The organism is Rhodohalobacter mucosus (assembly GCF_003150675.1).
Lineage (GTDB): Bacteria > Bacteroidota > Rhodothermia > Balneolales > Balneolaceae > Rhodohalobacter > Rhodohalobacter mucosus.
The window spans coordinates 36190-57842 of sequence record NZ_QGGB01000007.1; the positions used below are offsets into that span (position 1 = coordinate 36190).

Annotated in this window: 18 protein-coding genes; all 18 read right to left on the reverse strand. The window is 45.7% G+C overall.

Annotation, left to right across the window (positions count from 1 at the left end):
* Position 1 precedes the first annotated feature (1 nt).
* Entirely contained in the window at positions 2-424 is a 423-nt protein-coding gene (locus DDZ15_RS09655; protein WP_109646900.1) for a hypothetical protein, read from the reverse strand.
* A 2-nt stretch (positions 425-426) separates the two neighbouring features.
* On the reverse strand, positions 427-1200 hold the full coding sequence (locus DDZ15_RS09660; RefSeq protein WP_146198564.1) for a hypothetical protein: 774 nt from the start codon (positions 1198-1200) through the stop codon (positions 427-429).
* A 76-nt stretch (positions 1201-1276) separates the two neighbouring features.
* Positions 1277-1891, reverse strand: a complete 615-nt coding sequence (locus DDZ15_RS09665; protein ID WP_109646902.1) for a hypothetical protein — start codon at positions 1889-1891, stop codon at positions 1277-1279.
* Positions 1892-1985: 94 nt separating this feature from the next.
* Complete coding sequence (locus tag DDZ15_RS09670; protein ID WP_109646903.1) at positions 1986-2528, reverse strand: hypothetical protein; 543 nt, start codon at positions 2526-2528, stop codon at positions 1986-1988.
* Between the two features lie 28 nt (positions 2529-2556).
* Positions 2557-10122 (reverse strand): helicase-related protein, encoded by a 7566-nt coding sequence (locus DDZ15_RS09675; RefSeq protein ID WP_158278672.1) that lies wholly within the window; start codon positions 10120-10122, stop codon positions 2557-2559.
* A 12-nt stretch (positions 10123-10134) separates the two neighbouring features.
* Positions 10135-11823: an ATPase/DNA packaging protein gene (locus DDZ15_RS09680; RefSeq protein WP_242978969.1), complete on the reverse strand. Its 1689-nt coding sequence runs from the start codon at positions 11821-11823 to the stop codon at positions 10135-10137.
* A 2-nt stretch (positions 11824-11825) separates the two neighbouring features.
* A complete protein-coding gene (locus tag DDZ15_RS09685) occupies positions 11826-12152 on the reverse strand; it encodes a peptidoglycan-binding domain-containing protein (RefSeq protein WP_109646905.1) in 327 nt (108 codons plus the stop codon).
* Positions 12153-12155: 3 nt separating this feature from the next.
* Positions 12156-12557, reverse strand: a complete 402-nt coding sequence (locus DDZ15_RS09690) for a hypothetical protein (protein WP_242978971.1) — start codon at positions 12555-12557, stop codon at positions 12156-12158.
* Complete coding sequence (locus DDZ15_RS09695) at positions 12557-13237, reverse strand: hypothetical protein (protein WP_109646906.1); 681 nt, start codon at positions 13235-13237, stop codon at positions 12557-12559. The genes DDZ15_RS09690 and DDZ15_RS09695 overlap by 1 nt, the downstream gene beginning before the upstream one ends.
* Before the next feature lie 3 nt (positions 13238-13240).
* The gene (locus DDZ15_RS09700) at positions 13241-13516 is read right to left on the reverse strand and encodes a hypothetical protein (protein WP_146198565.1); all 276 of its coding nucleotides are present in this window, start codon (positions 13514-13516) and stop codon (positions 13241-13243) included.
* A 3-nt stretch (positions 13517-13519) separates the two neighbouring features.
* Positions 13520-13849: a hypothetical protein gene (locus DDZ15_RS09705; RefSeq protein ID WP_109646908.1), complete on the reverse strand. Its 330-nt coding sequence runs from the start codon at positions 13847-13849 to the stop codon at positions 13520-13522.
* 11 nt (positions 13850-13860) lie between these two features.
* On the reverse strand, positions 13861-14283 hold the full coding sequence (locus DDZ15_RS09710; protein ID WP_242978972.1) for a hypothetical protein: 423 nt from the start codon (positions 14281-14283) through the stop codon (positions 13861-13863).
* Between the two features lie 7 nt (positions 14284-14290).
* On the reverse strand, positions 14291-15202 hold the full coding sequence (locus DDZ15_RS09715; protein WP_158278673.1) for a transglutaminase-like domain-containing protein: 912 nt from the start codon (positions 15200-15202) through the stop codon (positions 14291-14293).
* A 113-nt stretch (positions 15203-15315) separates the two neighbouring features.
* Positions 15316-15537, reverse strand: coding sequence for a hypothetical protein (locus tag DDZ15_RS09720; protein WP_109646910.1), 222 nt, complete (start codon positions 15535-15537; stop codon positions 15316-15318).
* A gap of 1 nt (position 15538) precedes the next feature.
* Positions 15539-15979, reverse strand: a complete 441-nt coding sequence (locus DDZ15_RS09725; protein WP_242978974.1) for a hypothetical protein — start codon at positions 15977-15979, stop codon at positions 15539-15541.
* Entirely contained in the window at positions 15979-16788 is an 810-nt protein-coding gene (locus DDZ15_RS09730) for a hypothetical protein (protein WP_109646911.1), read from the reverse strand. The genes DDZ15_RS09725 and DDZ15_RS09730 overlap by 1 nt, the downstream gene beginning before the upstream one ends.
* 387 nt (positions 16789-17175) lie before the next feature.
* A complete protein-coding gene (locus DDZ15_RS09735) occupies positions 17176-18648 on the reverse strand; it encodes an ATP-dependent nuclease (RefSeq protein WP_109646912.1) in 1473 nt (490 codons plus the stop codon).
* A gap of 26 nt (positions 18649-18674) precedes the next feature.
* On the reverse strand, positions 18675-21650 hold the full coding sequence (locus DDZ15_RS09740) for a type III restriction-modification system endonuclease (protein ID WP_109647183.1): 2976 nt from the start codon (positions 21648-21650) through the stop codon (positions 18675-18677).
* Positions 21651-21653: the final 3 nt, after the last annotated feature.

Genomic DNA, 21653 nt, shown 5'->3' on the forward strand with positions numbered 1-21653 from the left:
ATTAATTCGTCCAGAAGATTTCAGTCACCAGTGCTTTGGAGTCTACTTCAGCTCCGCTTGCACCATCCCATAGTCCCATGAAGGCACCTTTGTATAGTTCTCCAAAGGTTCTCAAATCAAAATGGAGGGTTTCTCCTGCCCGGATCTTGAAGGTGTAGTGATTTTCCGTAATCCGCTGCCCATCAAGGGCAATCATGAGCTCCCCGCTACTGTTGTTATGGACGATCACACCCAGCCGGCCCGGATTGGCGTTTACCAGACGAACAGGTGAGCTCCCTTGCCGCATGACAGGTGAAATGGATGTACCAATTCGTTTGCCGCTTCCAGTGGCTTCTGATCCTGGGCCGGAGCCACGCATTTCCTGAAGCAAGGAGTCCAGTTTTGCAGAAAGGTCGCAAAGTGCTTGAATGAGCTGATTCCACATATCTAAGCCTCTTCAGTCATCAGTTCATCCTGGACGATGTAGCCTTCACACAAAAAGCTGACTTCTGCCGCTTGACCATTCATGTTAGTCGCGTACACATCGAAGGGCACGTTTGAGCCAACAATAAATGGTACGTTGGCGTACCTTCCATCGAACTCATCATTGATCTGATCGATAAACAATTCATTTCGAACAGTGGTGTTGTAGATTTTCATCGAGGTGATAATGTTTTGCTGATCGCTACTCATCGCTATACGTCGGACTTCTACATCCACGCTCTTACTCTTCACGCCCAGATCGGCATTGAAGCCACCGGCAGGAACAGATGCATGGCCATATAAAAAGCGGGGAACAGGTACTGGAGAACCGATTTGGGCATATGCAGATTGAAGTTTGCCCATTGCATACTGATCGTAGCCAATTAGTTGGATATTCACGGTCTGCTTGGCAGTCGATTTATTTTCCAGCTCAAATACGATGTTGTTGTTCTTCTGGATAATGAACGGAGCAAAGAGGCCGTCAATCGATTTGAAAAGGGTGTGTACCACGGAAAGTTGGACGTCCCTGAACATATAGAGGTCTTCGTTCAGCCGCGCCGAAACCATGATCTTGTTCATATCCTGGCTGTATGGTAGAATTCTCCGAATACCGAAGCTTTCTCCACCCATCCCGTTCATGATAACTTCACCCTTGGCACCGGCAGCAAGCTCCAGGGATTTTGAAGGGTTATAGGGAGAGGATTCTTTAGGGGGTAAAAAGTTCTTTATGATTCTCATATCTATCTGCTTAGTTAGCCACGGTTGAAATAAAATCACCGGCCACGATTAGCCGTGACCGGTGAATGAGGTTGATTTAAGCGTCCACTTCTGCTACAACCAGGGAGGCACGAAGCCAAAGCTGGCCTTGACCGGATTGAGTCCAGTTCTCTGCTGATGGGAAAACCGATGCATCGTCAAAGTGCACGGCCAGAGATACCGTCTGGTTTACAGCCAGGTCGAATGGATCAGCCAGGCGGTACTCACCGGCAGATTTTAGAGTGGCCGTTCGCTTGTAGGCGGCAACAGCATCTACGGTATTATCGGTAGCAGATACCAGTTGCAGACCGGTTCCGGCAAAGTTGGAGAACTCGCTGATAGGGGCCCGGAGGAATTCTTTGTTGTCATTGTCGGCCTGCAGAAGAACTGCGGCGTCTTTCAGACCGTTGACGATCGCGCGGGCATCAATGCCGTGAGCCAGATCATCTTCAATGAACTGTTTGGTGATCTCGAAGGAAAGGCCAAGAATTCGGCGTTTCATCGATCCCGGAAACGGGTTGTTTACGTAGTTGTCTCGGGTAACTTTCCGAGTGGCATTAGCAGGAAAGAAGTTGATAACAGAGTTGTTCTGTTCAACTTGTTTGGTGTCATAGTAGGTTTTGATTCGCGCGGAGGCGGGAACCAGTGCTTTTTTACTGATACGATTGCTCATAACTCGTGATGTATTAAGGGTTAATTTTTGGCTTATAGCCGCTGAGTATTACCAGTACCCCCCTTATGTGCTGCCAGAGCTATGAGACAAATGGTTACACTTCGATAGTGTTCTCCACTTCAAAAGATGTCTCCACATCGGCTACGTGCCGGGTGGATTCGGGAAGCCGGGGCTGAGAGGCAAATACGTGTCCGGTATCTGCTCGTCGCGGGCCGCCGCCATTGATGTAGCCCGATCCGTCCATCAAGCCTTGGGAAGGCGTCCAGTCCGGCATGACGAACTTGATGATTTCCATTACACCCTGAACGCCCATCCCCATGGCCAGGCCACGGATATGCTTGTTCTTGCTCATGAGGGTTAACAGAACGCCTGCGGTTAATGGGATTCCGGCACGGGTTGCCTGCTGGATGGTCGCAGATGAATTGCCTGTCAGTATGGGGACGGCCAGTGCATTCACCTGAGCTGCTACAGCTTGGCCACCGAGAATATACGCGGCGGTAACCGCCTGTTGTTTAAACTCGGAAACAGCCTTCCCGGTTGTGATTTTGCTTTTTTTTGCCATGGTACTGCGTCGTTTATTTGGGTTTTCGATTATGTGTAGCTCGGAAGGATTTTTTGCGAAAACTCGCTCTTTCATAAGACCTTCTCGGTTTTGTCGGGTGGGCTCAATTAAGAATGCCCCTGCCGTCTATGTTTACGTTAGCGATGATGTAGACATCACCGTACTTATACACCGGTCGCTTTCCCGAATCGAAGTAGTGGAAGTAATGGTTATCCTTGCCTTTTTCGTCATCGGCGTAGATTACCTTGTCACTTACATACAGGATTCGGTCGGCGTGACCGGCACTGAGTAGTTTCTCGCCCGAAGACGGAAACAGCTCATAGTCGTAGTCATCGGCTGGGAAATGGTGAAACTCTTCAAACATCTCAGCCGCTTTGTCGTCGTCGTATGCTCCCTTGGAGAGCTTCATTAAACGGGTTGGAAATACAAATATGGTGGTTCCGTCTGCATCAATGATCATAGCAAGATCATCCCGTTCGGCCTGGATTCGCTCCATCATGCCACCCTCATCGATGATTTCCAGTTCTTTGACGATCCCGGAGTAGACCAGCGGTTTTTCGTAAAGAATTTTGAGCAGAGCCGGTCGATTTTTGGGTTTTGGTCGCTTACCTGCTCCACCGGAGGAGTTCTCCCGTAAGGTTCCTTTTGAACCGGATTCCCCTTTTAAGGCTCCAACATCACGAACCGTGATAGCCTTTTTGATTTTGTACGTGGGAGCGATTCGATTGATCTCTTCATAAAGTTCATTTCGGTCGGAATAGCTTACCGCTACCAGCTCATTGACGACATCATTAAGCTGGATCACGGTTTTTTGGTTGGCATCGAGATCCGTTTTGGCCGCGAGGAGTTCCTGCCGAGTAGATGTCAATACCCGTCCAAGCTCGGCCAGTGTCTTTTCGGTTTGGGTGACCTCGGCGCGTAACAGCTCCAAACGACTCTTGGATGTTCGTTGCCAGGCTCGTTCCAAGGCAAGGAATAGTTCAGCAAGCTTACGGGTGATAATCGGCTGCCATTTTGATATCGTGAACATACCCAGAGATTGTTTGATCTCTTTAAAGCTTCTATCATCCCCGGACTCGTTTGTTATTGCCTTCTCCGCCTGGATATCTACCCCGTACTCACGATAGAAGTCCTGCTCGGTGGCGATGATATTTCCAAGGTTTCCTGAGATGGAGCGTCCATTGCCGGTTGGCTCGTCCAGCGTCCACCCGAAGGTCTCGCCGAGTTCTTCTTTTGCCATCCGTTTGATTGAACCCCAGTTCGCCTTATTGTAGAAAGCTCTGTCAGGCATATTGCTGTCAGGAATCAGATGAAACCACACCCGGCCATTTTGGTTATTTTCCGGCACGTCAAGCTCTGCCTTCATACGGAAACTGGAAATTCGCTTCGCGTCAGATGACAACTCAACATCGATCTGATACGGTTCTCCATTCCATCCGAACTGCAACTGGAAAAGGTTTTGCTGGGTGGCCTGCTTCGCACTTGCCGGAAGGTGGGAGGCTTGCAGGGCTTTTTCTCGCTCAACTACCGACTGCATCTTTTCCTGCTTCGAAGTGATATCATGGGTGGCTTGCTTCTGGCTGGACTCTAACCGTTGCACTTCAGATTCCAGATTCCCGATCCGGTCTTCAAGCAGGTTCTTTTGCGCCAGGGCCTGGAAGAACTGTTTTACCCGTGGATCGGAGTTGGTTGCAGCTACCATCTGTTCGTATTCCAGTGATTCACTGTCTCCATCGTTAACGGTTTCTCTGGCGTTGCCAAAGAACAGATCATCAATCCAGCTCTGTTTCTTTGATACCAGTTCCAGGCGATATTGATCAAAGGAGTCCTGCATCAGATAGTAGTGGATAGTCACTTTCGGGTACTGATTTCCCTGGCGAAGTCCACGGCCATTTCGCTGCTGAATCTGTGAAGGTGTATAGGGTACATCCATGTGGTGTATATCGGTAGTCCACTTTTGCAGGTTCATGCCCTCTGCAATGGACTGATTACCAATCACCACCCGGTATTTACCCTGGTTAAAATCATCCTGCACGTCTTTCTTCAGAGCTTCTTTATCGTCCTTGCTGCTTACCGAATAATCGGAGCCATCTTTATTGGTACCAATGATTGCGCCATTAATGATTGCAATCTGATCTTTTGGAATCCCGGCCTTCACCAATTCAGATTTGATGAGCTGATGGAAACTTCCCCCCTGAGACTGATGGAGGCTTATCCAGTCGCAGAATATGATCTGGTTGCGGATAGCCGGACCAGTTGGATTTGATCGGCTTGCCTTGATCTTTTTCCACTGATCATTGAGCTTCTGAGCACGCTCTTTTGCCTCTTTTTCACTGCCATAAATTCCTTCATCCCATGTATGTTCAGGCTTCTTATCCTGCAAAATGTGTAGGGGTTCATACATCTCCTTTTTGCTATCCCATACCACCCAATAGCCGGATTTTTCCTTAACCACACCCTTGCTGGTAATCACCTCTATATGAGAAGGATTTGATCTCATGTGTGGGGGCGTGGCTGCATGTCGCTGCCTGCCGTGGCGATTGAAGTAATCTCCGTACATATCCTCCGGCTGAATAGTCGGTGCCGGATTGGATCGTGCCTGATACGAACTGGCTACGGAGTCCACCAATGCGCCAAGCTTCAGGTAAGTTCGATCAATCCCTTCAAAATCCTTGTCATAAACTCGTAGATCCGTAGCAATCTTGCTGCCGTCTCCGGTAATGACCAGGAAATTATCCCTGGTTTCGCACTGCCGGTCTTTCATGCAGGCCAGCACATCATTGGCACGAAGGATGATATCATCAAAGAGAAGCTTGTGAAGTTCACTTGGCTCAATGACCACATTTCGGGAATTAGCTTTTGGCCGTTTGAATTTCGGCTCCAGTACTTTGGGCTGGCCGTCCGATCCCTTCACCGGTTTGCCGTCACTGCCCAGAATGTAATCTGGGTACTCTTTGTAGAAGCCAATCAGCTGATCATAGCTCTTGATGTCCATCACCTCATCGATGATCTTCCGCATTTCAGGCAAATTGTAATATCCGGCCACCACTCGTTCAGATCGGTATTCACCATTGGTCTTCTTAACGATCTTCTCTTCCTCCCGGACAAACAGATTGATGAAGTTATCCAGATTTTCGATTTCGTACTCTTTGAGCAGATCAGGTGCACAAAGGTTAAGCATGTGCCATACTTCCACCGGGGAATTCACAACGGGGGTTGCCGTCAGTACAAATACATTCTTGTACCCAATCTTACTAAACAGCCATCGGGTTTTCTGAAGAGCATCTTCAGCTCGTTGAGAGGGTTTATTCGCAGAGATACCCAGTTTAGCCGCTTTCGCTGAACCGAGTGCATTTTTATAGAAGTGAGCCTCATCAAAAAACAGGCAGTCCACACCCAGCTCGTCAAAAAAGATATCCGTTTCGAGACGTTTGGCATGGGCCACATTACGTAGCTTGGTTTCCCACTCTTCCATCTGCTTTTCCAGGCGCTTCATCATCGAGGTTTTTGCCTGTTTTGATATCGCCTGGTCTTCATCCAGCAGCTCCTCAAAGTTTTCAAGCATCTGATTGAAGTATTCGATGCGCTGCTGGTAAATCCGGGCCTGCTCGGAGGGGGAGAGTGGAAGAGATTTGAACGCATGATCTGCAATGAAAATGGCATCCCAGTTGTAGAGCTGCGCCATGGTCAGCTCTTTATGCTTGCTGTCCGATGTCATTTTCATGTTCAGAACTTTTGCGTCGGGGAACAGCATCATATACTCTTCCACCCACTTCTCCTGAACTTTCCCCGGCACCACAAACATGGGCTTTCGCGCGGCTCCCTGTTGGAGCAGCACCTGCGAGGTAATGATTGAGGCGAGGGTTTTACCGGCTCCCACATCGTGGCAGTTGGCACCTTTACCGTTCCAGACCAGTTTTTCAGCGATAGCCCGATTGTGTTTGTACACGGTAAAATCTTTCACCCCGTAAAAGGTATCACTCATTCCACGAACACGTAGAGTACGGCCGTCAAATGGTGGATTCACCACAGCATTGTAGGTGTTGTTGTAGGCCGATTCGATGAGTTGCCGAATTTCAGTGGAGGCTTTCGTCCGTACCCAGTTATTGAACTTTTTAGGCACATGCGTCAGCATCCGGTTGTTATTCTGCCTCTGAATTTTCCGTGCCCGCTCAATAAGAATCTGCCCTTTATCACCGGACATGGACAATGCTTGCTTCAGCGTCATGTTTGGAAGCAGCTCGTCATTTTCATCGTAGAATTTCAGTGGAAACGTACTGTCCTGGATGTAGGAGTTGATGATTTTGGTGAAGGGTGTCTCACCCCAGCCAAGATTCCAGTCATCATTGGTTTCATCGCCACCGGAAACATACCGGCCCCACTTTCGGAGCTTCATGTAGAACCGGTTGCCCAGATCCGCTTTATCCTTAACGAGGCCAATCTCCACCTTGTCGTAGTTCATCTCATCTTTGATCCACTCCTCTATAGCTTTGGCTGGCAGATAGGTGAAAATGTGTTGTGGATCGACTGTGATATTGTAGATATCGATCCACTCCGGAACCACCTCTTCAAGTGCAGTGATGTTCTTTTCCAGCTCGTTTTCACGGGCAATGGCCAGTTTTGAGCGAACGTTTCCGGCCAGATACTCATAGCGGAATTCGTGGCGCGCCGACTCCGGGTTCCAGTAAAAATCAGGATGTGATTCCAGAGCTTCCAAGAGTTCATCTTTTGTAGCCGTGCCACCTTTGTACACCGACTGGAAGAAACTGGTATCGAGCGACTCACCAATCGACCGGCCAAACATGGCCAGCTCTGCCAGATCCCCAGAATCACCGATGGAGGGTACATAGTTACGGTTGAACATGGAATCGGCGTCGATGATATCGGCATAGACCAGCTCGCCATTCACCGGATCACGTTTCACCAGGGTAGTCAGTTTGTAGAGCCGGTTGTCGTATTTGAAAACAGAACGAATATCTTCGTCTTCATCGGGGACGCCAAACAAATCCATATGGCCGGAGAGCAGCTCTTTAAACTCTGCCCGAAGCGCATCCTTTTCGGAGGTTTCCCGTGCCAATGCTGTAACGTAATCATCGTATTTATCCAGTAGCCGACAAGCTGACCCTATGCGGTTTTTAAGCCCTTCACTTTTACCGGATAACGGAAGAGCCTTGAAATACCTGCGCTGTTTTTCATAGAAGGTGCCCTCATGCAGAACAATATTCCCCGGATGATACTCCCGGCGAATATCCAGCATGATCCCGTCATCGGGTATATTATAGAGTGGCATTTCTTCGGGGAGTGGATAAGCAAAGGCCATCTCATCCGATAGAGCTTTTGAAATGACAGAATCCGTTAATTGTCCCTTCACACCCATACGGGAAAAGAACTGCACGTTATGTCCCTGAATATGGTCACCCAATACTTTTTCAGGGTACTCCTTGTAATAGGGGTTGTAGGTGGCCCGGTAAGTTTCGCCGTTATACTCATGTGTACGTTCAATCAGATCATCATAGACAAAGAGCCGGTTCAGTGGGCTATCTACATCCGGGTGAACCTCACCGGAATGATCGCCATACTTTTGGAAGAACAGAATATCGGTCGTAACAGACGTATCAGCATTATCCTTGAAGGCCGAAGATGGAAGACGATATGCGCCAATGAATCGCCCGCGTTGAACCATTGCCTGACGAATGGCCGGATCTTTTTTATCCATCGTACCTGTGGAGGTGATTACGGCCATGAATCCACCCGGTGTAAGAGAGTCCAGGGATTTCAAAATAAAATAGTCGTGAATCCTTGGGCTAAGGGGTGCAAGCGGATCTCGCTGGGTATGAATCTTCAAATCGCCAAACGGCACATTCCCTACAACTCCGGTTAGGTTGTAGATGGACAAATCACTGTCGGCAAAGTTTTCATGGCGAACGGTCTGCCGGGGATAGAGCAACCGTGCAATCCGTGAGCTGATCGCTGATCGTTCAACCATAACCATTCGGTAGGTATCCCGGTCTGGCAGAAAGCCTGCAAAATTTCCAACTCCGGCTCCAGGCTCTAAAACATTTCCGCCTGTTGCGCCCATCTTTTGAAGTTTATCCCAAATGAACTGTACTACCGAGTAGGAGGTGTAGTGTTCATTGAGCAGGCCACGTTTTCCACTTGCCTGTTCATCACTGTATCCAAGTCCACCGGCACCGGTATATTTTCGCAGTACATCAATATCGGCTTTGGTGATGGCCCGATCCTCTTTCTGCAAAACCTCAATGGCCTGTTCATTGGCCTTTCGACGCTCGGAGGCCGTCATTTTGATCGGCTGATAGTTTTTCAGCTCGACGTCCGAAAATCCGCTTTCAAATTTCGATTCTCCCGTTCGATCTCCTTTACCTTCATAGGATGGGCTGCCTGTTTTTTCCGGTTTTTGAGCCTCTTGGAACAGATTGTCAAAATCTACACCAATAATAGAACCGTGATTTCTGAACAGTTCCAGGGCTTCCTTGCGATGCTCTTTTGGAAACTTATCCAGTGAAAATGCAAGGGCAAGTTTCTTCACGGTTTCACCAAATGCATCCTGAAGCTCCTTCACTTCATCGGAAGGGTTTTTCCGAATCGTTAAGTCTTCCTGGAGTCGGTCGAGATCGGTTAAGTATGGTTCCAGTGCTTCGGCTGCTTTAATATCTCCTTTGTCTGCTTTCCAAGCCAGATCTGTCAGCTCCAAAAGCAGTTCACCATTCAGATTCCCATTCTTGTACGGGTAGTGGGAAGCCGCAGAGATCATCGACATTCGCTTGGTCTTGATCTGGATCTCTACCGGGGTGGCCTCGTCTACAACAATGATAAAATGGTGGGCGCGGTAGCCGTCCGCAGGATGGGCATACTTATCTTCATGTTCCCATACGGTTCCAAGCTCTCCATCCAGAATTCGTTGTACTATGGCTTCGACTTGCTTTTGAGAGTCGAGCACTGCCATACAACCGGCAATATCTGTCAGTCCGGTCGTGTAGGTTTCTCCCGGTTGGTCGGCAACCTTTACCGTGAATGGGAATCGTTTGCGGATCAGTTTTCCCAGGGTAGAGTACATGGTCTTGATCCGGCCTTTCACCAATAGCGGCAATCCGGTATCTATCAGCTTTTGCATGACGGATTTCAATGCAGGCAGGTAAGCGTTTTTCTGCTTGATCAGTGCTTTGATTTGTGGCGTCAATTCGGCGCTGTCAATCGGCAACGTATCGCCCGGAACCAGTGGGTTGGGATCGTCAATATTCGCAATCCCATCTCCATCCCAATCGCCTAACCAGTGATCAAAGTCATCCTGATGAATCTCTTGAAGATCATCGATATTTGTTTTTACCTGGGCTGGATTTTTACGACCTCTCTTTAAATCTTGTTCAATCTTATCGACAACCGCTAATGCTTTTCGAAGTATGCCCACTTCATCGAGATGCCACAGATCGTGTTCATCATAAAAGGTTTCTTTCTCATAGAGGTTCATCTCTCCATCGATCATGCCCATGACCGCTTCTGCGAAAGCAACTTCCTCGTCCTGATGATATCCTTCGTAACGATCCTGGAGGGAATCGGGATACCCCATCAAACGATCCTGAAGCTCATCATAAAGCCTGTCGATATCACCCGCGGATGAATTCTGTCTTAGGTTTGAGGATTTCGTTTTCATCTGCGACATAGCTTAGCTCAACACCTTTTCTAAAAATGCATCCAGCTTATTCTGGCTTTTCCGTGCGGCCTCGATATCGATCCCTTTCGCTTTCGGGGGAGTTTTTTTCTGTTTAGCCGGTTTGTGCTTCGTTTTTGTCGGAATGGATTCAACGATGACTGGAATCTTCTTCCACCCGGATCGTTTGGCTACTTCTGTTGTGGCGTTGCCATCTTTGATGATATATTGACTGCCTTTTTTCTGCACCTGAATCGGTGCACGTTTCTTCTGATCACCGTTTGCTGCACGCTTCATAAAACCCAGTGCATTTTCGATGCTCTTTTCCGGGTTCTTTTTCTTGGATACCAGCTTCTCCAATGGCACAAGCTGTGTACCGTTTGGAAAGTCAAAGTAGTCCCTGTGTTCCTCCGGCAGGTTGTATCGTTTGATCTTGTCGGTCAGCTTTTCAGAGCTTTTTGAAGCCTGCTGGGGAGGGCAATCGCTACCGGTTTTCTGCGCTTTTTTGAAATTACGTTCCTGTCGTTTGTACTCCCTGGCTCCAAGAACTTTCTTTGCATGATCCTGCGAATAGATCATCACTTCCAGATCTCCATACTCCTTTACCAGCTGCCGCCATGATGCTTTAAAACCTCCACTGGCACCTTCCGTGCAAATCTGTGTTTCCAGCCTGCCATCAAGCAGGAGTTCAAGTACATATTTTTTGTTGTTGTAATCCGGGGTATATCGGATGCTCAAATGGGCAGATTCCGATTCTCCTGAATGCGCCTTTGCATAACAGGGCATTTTGGAACCAAACATGGAGTTGGCACGCTTCCATGATCGAATTTTATGCAGCTTATCAATTTCTGATAGTGTGATTCGAAAAGGTACTTCTACCGGATTCGCCCGATGTTCGCTATGGAAAGGGTTTGTAAGGTATTGGCTGCGTTTGGAAACCCAATGAGATGCCTGCGATTCAGTGAGTCCAAACTCCTTCTGAAAATGCTCCTTTAATTCCTGATCAGTTGAGACTTCATCATTTGACAAGGAATCTTCAACTGCTTCAAATTGCTTTTGCGACAGCTGCTTAACATCTGCCGGATTCTTCCGGATTGCTTTTTTACCCGTTGCTGTAAAAGGAACGTCAATGGCAGTCAGTGTCCTGTACCGATTTTTTTCAGCTTCGGCTTGGCCTTCTTTGGTCACTTTTATTTCGATGTCGCACTCGTGAGCGATACTCGTATTCCCTTTATACTTTCCGTCTTTGGTGGCATGGGCAACCATGATGAAGCTGATACCAGTTTCCCTGCACCATTGAGCCAGCTCAATTGTTGCCTTGTCGTTGGCTTCAATCACCGTAATCGAATCCAGCACGCAAAAAGCTGTCCGGTTTTTCCGAAGAGTATCTTTTAGAGCTTCAAGAGACTTCCACTTGGTGAAGTTCAGATTCTTGTGAGTAGCATTGAGTCGTTTGACTCGATCCACCAGGGTTTTGCCAAAGTGCTCTTCTGCCGGAATGTATTCCACCCGGCCATGATCGGCCAATGCATTGGCAAGTCCCAGGCTGAACGTTGATTTTCCTGCTCCTTTCTCGCCCCAGATAAACATCACCGCATTCCGCTCGGGTTCTCCCAAAAGTGTTCCAAAAGGTTCGGCAATCTTGATTCCCTGAATATTTAGATTCGCCAATTCCTGTGCGCTGAGGGTATTCAACTGATCCATTGTTACCCCCTGATCTTTTGAGCTGCGAATGCAAGCGCTCCAACCAGAATACCGGCCAAGATCCATTTCTTCACTCCGGGTGAAGCGGTCTGTTCAGCAGGATAATGGGTAGATGTGATATCCGAAATCCCCAATACATCAAATAGCTTTTGGTCGGCAATGCCGTTCGGTTCCATCAGGAATAATCCTTGCGCCTGTTTAACCGCTGACTCTGTTTCCGGACCAAACATTCCATCCACTCCATAGGCAGGCAGTGCAATTCCGGCTTCCTGAAGAGAAGCCTGAAGTACCATTACTTTCTGTCCTTTATCACCTCTGCGTAATGTCATAACCTATTTTTTTCGATTGTATAATTTCAGTCCGGCCACGCCAATCAGAATTCCAACAGTTAGAAGACCACCAACTTTCAGAATAGCACCCGGTGCATGGCTGGCAATGGCTTTATCCACGTCCAGTTTTTTTGAAAGGGCAACTACATCCACATATTCAAAGTATTCATCAATCACCTGGGCATGTTGCTCGTAGTGCCTGCTGATCCCTTCACTGCTGGTGGTTACACCTGCCATATTCAGAGCAATGGTTGCATATTTCCCGCGTCGACCACTGGTGGCGCTATTGATCAGTCCGGCAAAATGCAGAAATGCATTTCGTGAGGTTCGCTCCAGGTAATCACCGATAGCTCCAAGTCCTTCATCCACTACCTCATAATCTCTTCCTTTGATCAGCTCTTTCACTATTTGCTGGTTTTGCCGGTTAGTTGTTTCACGCCATCTCGCAGGCCGGGAAGCAAGGGAGCAGCAAAGTAAAATCCGGCTCCAACTCCGGCGATAATGATGACTCGTTTCAGCATGGTATTCACTTCACCTAAAGCTGATCCGGCTTTCATGGATGGCAGTTTATACCAGGAACGCGTGGGTGGAGCATAAATCCCGGACTGCTGGCCATCTTGCTCGCCCAGATCCAGAGTCATGGCCATGGATTGCTCAATCCGGTCTTTTTCCTGAAGATTGTTGATGTCCACGCCATCCGGATAGAGTTCGAAAACAATGCGGCTGGTTGCATCCGGGCGAAAATCGCGATCAAATACCAATCGGGCCTGGGCCCGGCAGTTTTCCCACAGGGAGGTTCTCATTCGTTGCACTCCCCACACCCGGCCGGTGTCAGCTGACCGAACCACTACAAGTGCATCCGGGCACGCTCCCCAACTGGCCAGAAATGGGAGAAAGAATACCTTTGCCCAGTTGCGAAAAGTTTCAATTTCCAGATCCAGTGAAAACGGAACACCTTCTCTGGGAAGTCCTCTTTGTGGATTACGGCCAATGATTCGAAGCTCTGCTTTGTCCGTTGCGATAACATTGCCGACAATTCGTGATTCACCCAGGCCGGTTGAAGTAAAGGAAGATTGATTACTCATGGTCTACCTCCTCAATAGTCTATACCCACCATAAATTGCCAGCACCGTTATGATGGGTTTTCGGTTGTTGCGAAACCAATCAGCAATGCCAAGATTCACCTCTCCATCTAGGCGTTGACAAATACTCTTTTTGTCATCCTCAACCAGAGATCCTTCGCCCATTTCAGTGGTCTCAATATCGGGCTGGATATACATGCGGTCCTCGGAATCAAAAACCCGTGGATTTCTCATTCCCGGCATGGTTCCGTCCAGGTATCGTGATTGTCTGATTGTAGTCATGGGTTACTTCTTAAAACCTTTCATGACAATAATTCCACCACCTACGGCAACACCGGCAATGGCCAGATATTTCATAAAGGAACCGTTTTGGGGTGCCCTTGAAACATGCTGGCCGGGATAGAGGGGCTGTTGCACCGAGCTTTGTTTGTCCTTATTGATCACTCCATCAACGGTTACAAAGGTATGAGTAGCGGTTTGAAGGAATTGATTGATGCTGTTGAGTGCATTTGAAAATCGGGACGGCTGGCGAACAGCTGATTGGCCACCGGATGCAGTAGCAGCCTGGGTATTTAACAGATCAAAACTGTCGTATCCACTGGTTTCGTTAATCATAGATGATGTTTCTATTTAGAGGGTTTCGATTTTCTTTTGCTTTTTAGATAGAGGAAAAGAGCAGCTCCAGCGAGGGTAACTCCACCTATGGTAAGACCGGTTTTCATCGCTGAATTGGCTGTCTGCTGTTTTTGGGCTGTGCTTGTCATTGTGGTTTGAAGCGCCTGCATCATCTGGTCTCGCTGGCCTTCCCATTCGGCTTTTTGCTCAAGTTGCTTTTGGTGTGCCTGGCACAATGCCTGGCTTTTTTCACGCTGTCTTCGGCAGCTTTTCAGTGCGCCAAATAGTTTTCCCCTGCAGCTTTGATTCGCATACCGGCAGGGATCGGTATCCTCCCAACTGCCTAAACCCGTTTCGACCGGTGATTGAGTGAATACCTGGTCGGTGCCCAAAACAAGAACGCCAGTACTGGTTACATAGCTGCTTCGATTCATTTGCTCATCACTTTTTTATAGTCCAGATCACGATGCTGGTAAGCAGAATTCCACCTGCCGCTAAACCGGTAACCATGGTCATTTTTCGTTTACTGTTTTGGGCTCGCTGACCTGCCACAAAGGAGTCCGACAAATTCCCGTACCTGTTCAGTTGATCAACAGCCGGTTTTCCCAGCTCATCAATCATTTTTGCATAGCGTTGAAGCTTGTGGTTTTCGGTGTGTGAATAAGAGATCACTTCCGATCGCACTCCCTGCTGCATCAAATAATTTCGCAGACCGCTACGTAGCTGGCGCTGGTCTTTATCTCCGGCTGCAAATAGTTGTGAAAGGGTATTCTTTACGCTGATCCCGGTACTTACCGTGGAAGCGATAGCCGCTGCCGTAGTTATCGGTTCAAAGCCAAGTCCATCCGGCAGGCGGTTGGGAATGTGCCGGGATTTTTTAATCAGCCGTTCATCAAACGAATATCCCGGATATTTTAGAACAGTAGTATCGAATGACTTCCATCCGGCCGGTGACCGGTACACAGCATAGATATGATCAAAATGGTTGCCGGTTCGTGATACAATTCGGAATCCGGTTTGAATGCCAAGGCTTTGAAGGAGGGAGGCTCCCAGAATCGCATGATCATCACAATCACCGGCTTTTTGGCGAATGGTGACATCCGGCGATTGAATTCGCTCAATATTCCAGGGATCACGTACATAGTTAATGTTACGAACCATCCATTTATAGATAGCCTCGGCAATCAGATCATCGTTGCGGAGATCGGGCTGGCCGGTTGCTGAATGCTTTCGCACGGAACGGGTGATGTTAAGTGCAAGACTGCGAACCCGTTCATCCCCGGTGTACTTTGCAACCAGATCCGTGGCCGCCTGCATCACGCCATCAATTCCCGGATAGCGGGTCTTTTTCACAGAAAGAGGTGCTGTGGCACTTCCCGAGGAAGATGCCACAGACCGTGCCCTAACAGTACGCTGTCGGGGTGCTGGTAATAGCGTTGATGATATATCGCTGAATCCACTCTGCATTAACCGATTGCCTTCCGGGTTAGCACTGAAACCGTATGATGTGGATTGTGCTGAAGTGAGTGTTGGAGCCTGTCTGCAACCGTTTTGGAAAGTTCACCAGTGGAGATGAATACGCCAACAAACCGTCCTCCACGGGTAATGGCAGTCATTCCGAGGGAGTCTGTTTCGCTGTAAATGCCATCGCGAAACCGGGTAATTGTTTTGATAGCTACGTTGCTCATGCTATGCCGGTTGTGGATTCATGTTTCGGCTGTTCACGCTGATCTTTTGAAGCTCAGCGACAACCTGGATCAACAGGGTGGTCAGCTCAGGTTCGATTTTTTTGGACAGACCTGTATACCAGAGTAAAAGTTTGGTAGCAGACTCAGCCGGGATGTTGGCGTATTTGGCCAGATGTTGCCCTGATCCATCCAGAATGGGATATATGCTCTCTGCAATCTGCCTTGCGCCGATGTCCTGCCGGAGAGCCTGCTTACCTAACGTCATTGCCATTTGCAGCCAATCGCCCATCTGCATTGGTCTTCGTTCAATTTGTTCGATGATGGCGATCTGATTGTGAACTTGTTGTGCGTATTTCAGATAGAGATTCCGTTTGTTCTTTTCAGCCATGAACGACATGGCCATTGAAAGCAGATCGAATCGGTGCTTTGGCATTTCCTGCATTAAAAGCCCTCCATATCCGGTTCATGGTGGCCGTTTGTTTTGCTTGCAAAAAAGTCGTTCAGGCCGATAGCCTCTTCCTCGAAAGGAGAGCGGTGAAGGGACTGCTCACCCTCACCGTTTTTGGGCGTCTTTGCCTGATTATTTGGGGAAATTTCTTCACCGATTATGCCTGCATCACCATTCATATCCTGTTCAAAAGCTTGCCGAAGCTGTTCAGTCTGTTGGGGTGAGAGTTCCGCAGGAGCAGATAGTGCTGGTTGCCCCTGGGCTGTTAGTGCACCACCCAGAACCCCGGAAAGGTTTTCAAATAAAGTGGGGGCTACATCTTCCAGCATATCCAGAATGCGGTTGCCGGTTGTTCGGTCGCCGGACCGATGTTCAAGCTCCATCTTGAATGCCTGGCGTTCCAGGTCGATGATCTGTCGTTCAAACTCCCGTGTGTCTCGACGGTGATTTTCTTTGAGCCTTTCAACTTCCAGCCGGTGAGACTCTTTTAAATCGGATATTTCTTTTTGATGGCTCAGAAGTGTTTCGGTTCGATCTTTCGACAGCTCCCGTTTAAGCTGCATGATCTCATCTACCTGAAGACGAATTTTTCGGTCAGAATCATGAAGCTCTCCTTCCAACCGGCTGCACCTCTCACGATAGTGCTGAACCAGTGATTCATCTACAAAAGAGGGTTTTTCTCCACCCAGGTACGACTCCATTGAAGGGCGTCCTGCCGAAGAATTGCCATTTCCTTTAATGATTTGACCATTAACGGGCAGCTCTGTTGAATCTCCGGTATGTGGTTGAGAAAGTTCGGCCATCTGTGATTGAGTTTTCGTTCAAACACAGATTAGGGGCAAAAATACTGGCTTACAATGCTCTAAAGGCTGGTTGGTTGGATATGGATAACAAAAAAATTAACCAGAATTTAGAGGCTATTAAATGAGTAAAACGGTTTTATATGTTCTCCTGCAAGGATATGAGTAAAATGGAAGAAACTTTACTTTTTTGAGCGGAATGATCTACATTATTGCTGTTTGCTTGAACCGTTAAGAAACAATCGGATACGATTTTTATGATTTTATCTTGAAATCATCGGTTTACTTTAAATTTTTTTGAGAGTACCTGCTAGTGTTCTTCTATTATATCTAATACGGAGTTTGACATATAAGAGATAACTAGTAATTAATTTGACGCACGAATATTGTCTATTTTTTAAGAATATGAATCATTGATTCAATTGATTCTTCAAGCTCTTTAGAACTAAATGTGCTCACCTGCATAATTGTATTCTCTGGATGGTGAATTTTATTTCTTATAAATACAGGTAAGGTACACATGTATTTTGCGCCAGGATTTCCATTTTGCTCACGTTGCCATTGTTTTGAATTCTTCAAACCTTGCTCCTCAAAGAAGTCATCTATCTCTTTTTCTTTAAACTTTTCATGTTTCTCTTGGATAAATCCATACAATTCATTGTGAAACTCAACTGTTGGGTAATTATAGGCTTTGTAATTGATTTCACCCCATGAGGGACTCCAGGGAAATAAACCAGAATCAGGTTGCATTTTTTGGATCACTAATTCATCACCATCCTCAAATGATGTAACAAAGGTTTTAACACCTGTCTTATTAAACGTATTCTTGTAAAAGATTGGTGAGTGAGTTGAGATGAAAATTTGATGATTATTACTCTCCTGCGAAAGGCTCAATAAATAGTCAGCTAATTTTTCCTGTAATTTAGGATGAAGGTGCAATTCAGGTTCATCAATTAGAATAAGTAGTTTTTCTTTCGAAAAGGAAGCCAAGGTTTCAAGAAATAATAATGATATAATCATTTCAAATCCTGATCCTAAATCTTTAACTGGCAGATCAAGAGTACCTTTTTTTGAAGAAAAAAATGCCGAATCATAGGGTGCTACTGAATCAAATATTGACATATCTATTTCAGCAATATCAAATTTATTTAGTTTCTCTCTTAATAATCTAACCAACTCCAAATCCTCAACCTCTGAATATTTATGTATTTCATTTGTAAGCTCTTGGATTTTTTCTTGAATTGTCTGAGAGTCAGGATCTTTTCGAACATATCTATTATACCGCCAGTTTAAATCCTCAACCACATTAGAAAACGAAGAGTTAAATCCTTTAGTGAGTTGACGGTTTCTATCTTTTCCAAAATAGAATGTTCGAGGTAGGTCTTCCGTAGATATATTGGATAATGTTAAAGATCTTTCTGAAAATTTAAAATCTGAGCCACTTTTCCTTTTAATTTTCCAACCTTTTCCATTTTCTTCTCTTTCAAATGCAGGACCAACGAGATGAGTAACAACATATGGGTCAGACAATACTTTCCCTGCTTTCTTTTGGTCTCTTTTCTTGACCTCTAAATATAACTTATCGCACTCAATTTCTTGAGTAGTATAACCATCTGGAAGTTCAACCTTCAGATTTTCAATAAATTTTATAAACACAGAAAATGAATCAACTGATCCACCTTTAAAGTCGGTATGTTTAATCCTATTAGCTAAAAAGTATGGTGAAAATGCATGATTTAAAGCTTCAATTATACTTGTTTTGGAGGTCCCATTATCTCCAATCAATATGTTATAATCACCAACATTTAAATCACTAATTTTTCCTATACCCCTAAAGTTTGATATCGAAAATTTCTCTATCATTTGCCCCGTTTCATTCTTTAGTACTATTACTCTTCAACTACGTCCAAAAACCGATCAAAATCATCGGCAACTTCATAGGCTACACCCGATTCCAGAGCTTTAAAGTGCTCTCTTCCGCAGTCGATCTTGGCTTTTTCAGTGGCTCTTAGTGCATCACTAAAAAGTGAGCCTTTGGTTTCTACTACAAAATAGAGCTTTTTATCACCGTTGTTCTCATAAACCACAGCCCAATCCGGATTATAAGAACCAAGGGGCGTATCTACCTTGAACCAGGCGGGGAGCTTAGCATATAGATTCACACCATCATTTTCTTCAAAAGCTTGTGCAAAATTTCTCTCAATATCAGAGTCATAAACCACATGGTCATGCACGGACTTCTTAGCTTTGATCATGTTCTTGTCGAGGTAACCAAATAGTTCCTCGCTTTCAAAAAGCTCCTGAGCGTAAAAGTGGTCATCACCTATTTTCTGATACTTGATACCATCAACAATCACCATTCGCATCTCACTTTTTATAATATCCAATGCTTGCTCAATGAACTTTTGAGGATTATTGGTAAAGGATGAAAGCCTTCCGCTATCCATCAACATCTTAGCAATAGATTTTCGGGTTAGTTGAGTCTCATCCTGGAGAATGGTCAATATATCCGGTAGGGGAAAGTCGGTAGCATCGTAGGTCTGTACTTGCTGATTTGGATCACCGGCATGAACACCTCCGCGATCCATTGCAAGTTTAGAGGTTTCATACCGGAAACGGGCTTTGCTTACTCTTAACTGATCTCTGAGGGCTTTTGCACAGTTCTCAATAAGTTTCTCTGAATCAAAATCTACTCTGTATGTGGTTTTGTATTTAATCTTATCCCAGAGCTGCTTGAAGTCTTCATCCAGAAGTACCTGCTTATTAAGTTTGACTTCACGCTTATCATCGGCATTTTTGATATTGAGCTTGCCAGCCAGTTTTCTTAGTAGAGAAGTAATCTGAGCTTTTTGCTCTTTCACTTCTTCAGGAACATTGACCACATCACTCTTAATATCCAGCCTTAGTTTATCTTGGATTTTTCCTCGTTTATCAATGTAATCTTGTTCTATAAAATGCTCATAGATCTTAGCTGATTGTTCGACTCCGAGGTTTTTACTTTCACCTGATTCATCCAACACAGGAATACCTGCAAAGGAATGTTCTTCTACGACACCAAACTTAATACCTTCTTCTTTTTCAATTTCCTTCTGGAGCTCTTTGGCAAAGTTCTCATAGGATTCATTTGCCATCACCGTTAATGTATTTACATCAAAACCATACACCCGTTCACCATCCTGATCTACCGCTATCCGTAAACCACGACCAATTTCCTGCCTTTTCTTAATGGTGGAATTGGTTTCATTGAGGGTACAGATCTGAAACACATTGGGATTATCCCAGCCTTCCCGTAGAGTGGAGTGAGAGAAGATGAATTTTAACTTTGTATCCAGATCAAGGAGCTTCTCTTTGTCCTTCATGATCAGATTATAAGCATCTCCATCAGCTTGTGTTGTACCAGAAGTATCCTTGAAATACTCAACTTTACTGTTACCTCTGCCTTTGGTATCAATAGAAAAATACCCATCATGTACTCTTTCGGCTATAGTATCTTTATCAACGCCTTCAAATAACTGACTATATTTAGGGCTGGAAATCGCCTTTTTATATTCTTCTTCGAACATCTTAGCGTATTTGCCATTCAACTGATTTCCATCTTCATCATACTGGCGATAGTTGGCAACCCTGTCTATGAAAAACAGGCTGAGCACTTTAATTCCTCTTGGGCGTAGCCGCAACTCTTTATCCAGGTGTTCATCAATGGTTTTTCTTATCTGAAGCCGTTTCAGAGTATCTTCATCAACTCCGCCAATCGTTTCTCCCTTTTTCACGTATATATCAGTGCCAAATTTCACAAACTCGTTGCCTTTTTCCGCATATATCTCACTGATAATGTACCCATCATAGACTTCTCTGCCACCGGAATACTCAAACAAGTCAGCTCCTTGACTAACTCTTCGCTTAACCCGTTTCACTTTACCATCTTTAAACTGGTCAAAGGATATGGTAGCCTCCGGGCTTCCTTTTTTGTTGCTCACATCATGCACTTCTATAAAGGCTTTATTATGGGCATCATCTACTTGAATTCCCGCTACTTCTATCTGCTTCACTAATTTCCGCTCATAGGCATCTACAGAATCCAGTCTATAGAGCATGTGATATTTGTCAATATGAGTAGCGGAATACCTGTAGGTGCATAGTGGATTCAGAGACTCAATTGCCTTGGTACTCTTGTTGGTGGTATCCACAGATTGAGGCTCATCAATAATCACTATGGGATTAGTGGACTGAATGTATTCAATAGGCTTCTGACCATTCATCCGGTCATGGCTACGGTGAATAATGTTTGCCTTTTTTTCTAACTCTGGATTGGTGAAAGATCTTCTAAAGGCATCAATATTGATCACCATGATTTGTATGTGCTGTGAAGTAGCAAACTGCCTAACCTTAGGCAGATCATCAGAATCATAAATGAAATAGTCATAAGGTGTATTATCGTAAATTTGGCTGAAATGCTCTTTGGTCATTTGCAGAGATTTGTACACCCCTTCTCTGATAGCTACAGATGGAACCACTATTATGAACTTAGAGAAGCCATACTTCTCATGAAGCTCAAACATGGAGCGGAGATACACATAGGTTTTACCAGTCCCTGTCTCCATTTCAATAGTGAAGTCCAGGCTTTTTAGTATTTCATCGGGCCTAAGTCCATTTTCAATTTGAATGGATTGAATATTTTTTAAAATATCTTCTTCTAATAGCTTTAATCTATTACCAACACCAATTTCTTGCAATTGAAATTCAGTTTCTGGAATACCAGAAACAGTGAACCGACTATTTCCCTCTTCCTGTCCTTCAAACACTCTTGTAACTGAATTAATAGCATCTCGTTGAAAATCCAGGTTTGGATTAAATTTAATCTTCATAGC

Excerpts from the sequence above, each read along its gene's own strand:
- DDZ15_RS09685 (WP_109646905.1), bottom strand. The coding sequence starts at position 12,152 with ATGACATTACGCAGAGGTGATAAAGGACAGAAAGTAATGGTACTTCAG.
- DDZ15_RS09710 (WP_242978972.1), bottom strand. The coding sequence starts at position 14,283 with ATGAATCGAAGCAGCTATGTAACCAGTACTGGCGTTCTTGTTTTGGGC.
- DDZ15_RS09725 (WP_242978974.1), bottom strand. The coding sequence starts at position 15,979 with ATGCAGGAAATGCCAAAGCACCGATTCGATCTGCTTTCAATGGCCATG.
- DDZ15_RS09700 (WP_146198565.1), bottom strand. The coding sequence starts at position 13,516 with ATGACTACAATCAGACAATCACGATACCTGGACGGAACCATGCCGGGA.
- DDZ15_RS09740 (WP_109647183.1), bottom strand. The coding sequence starts at position 21,650 with ATGAAGATTAAATTTAATCCAAACCTGGATTTTCAACGAGATGCTATT.
- DDZ15_RS09705 (WP_109646908.1), bottom strand. The coding sequence starts at position 13,849 with ATGATTAACGAAACCAGTGGATACGACAGTTTTGATCTGTTAAATACC.
- DDZ15_RS09655 (WP_109646900.1), bottom strand. The coding sequence starts at position 424 with ATGTGGAATCAGCTCATTCAAGCACTTTGCGACCTTTCTGCAAAACTG.
- DDZ15_RS09680 (WP_242978969.1), bottom strand. The coding sequence starts at position 11,823 with ATGGATCAGTTGAATACCCTCAGCGCACAGGAATTGGCGAATCTAAAT.
- DDZ15_RS09730 (WP_109646911.1), bottom strand. The coding sequence starts at position 16,788 with ATGGCCGAACTTTCTCAACCACATACCGGAGATTCAACAGAGCTGCCC.
- DDZ15_RS09660 (WP_146198564.1), bottom strand. The coding sequence starts at position 1,200 with ATGAGAATCATAAAGAACTTTTTACCCCCTAAAGAATCCTCTCCCTAT.
- DDZ15_RS09695 (WP_109646906.1), bottom strand. The coding sequence starts at position 13,237 with ATGAGTAATCAATCTTCCTTTACTTCAACCGGCCTGGGTGAATCACGA.
- DDZ15_RS09670 (WP_109646903.1), bottom strand. The coding sequence starts at position 2,528 with ATGAAAGAGCGAGTTTTCGCAAAAAATCCTTCCGAGCTACACATAATC.
- DDZ15_RS09675 (WP_158278672.1), bottom strand. The coding sequence starts at position 10,122 with ATGAAAACGAAATCCTCAAACCTAAGACAGAATTCATCCGCGGGTGAT.
- DDZ15_RS09735 (WP_109646912.1), bottom strand. The coding sequence starts at position 18,648 with ATGATAGAGAAATTTTCGATATCAAACTTTAGGGGTATAGGAAAAATT.
- DDZ15_RS09720 (WP_109646910.1), bottom strand. The coding sequence starts at position 15,537 with ATGAGCAACGTAGCTATCAAAACAATTACCCGGTTTCGCGATGGCATT.
- DDZ15_RS09665 (WP_109646902.1), bottom strand. The coding sequence starts at position 1,891 with ATGAGCAATCGTATCAGTAAAAAAGCACTGGTTCCCGCCTCCGCGCGA.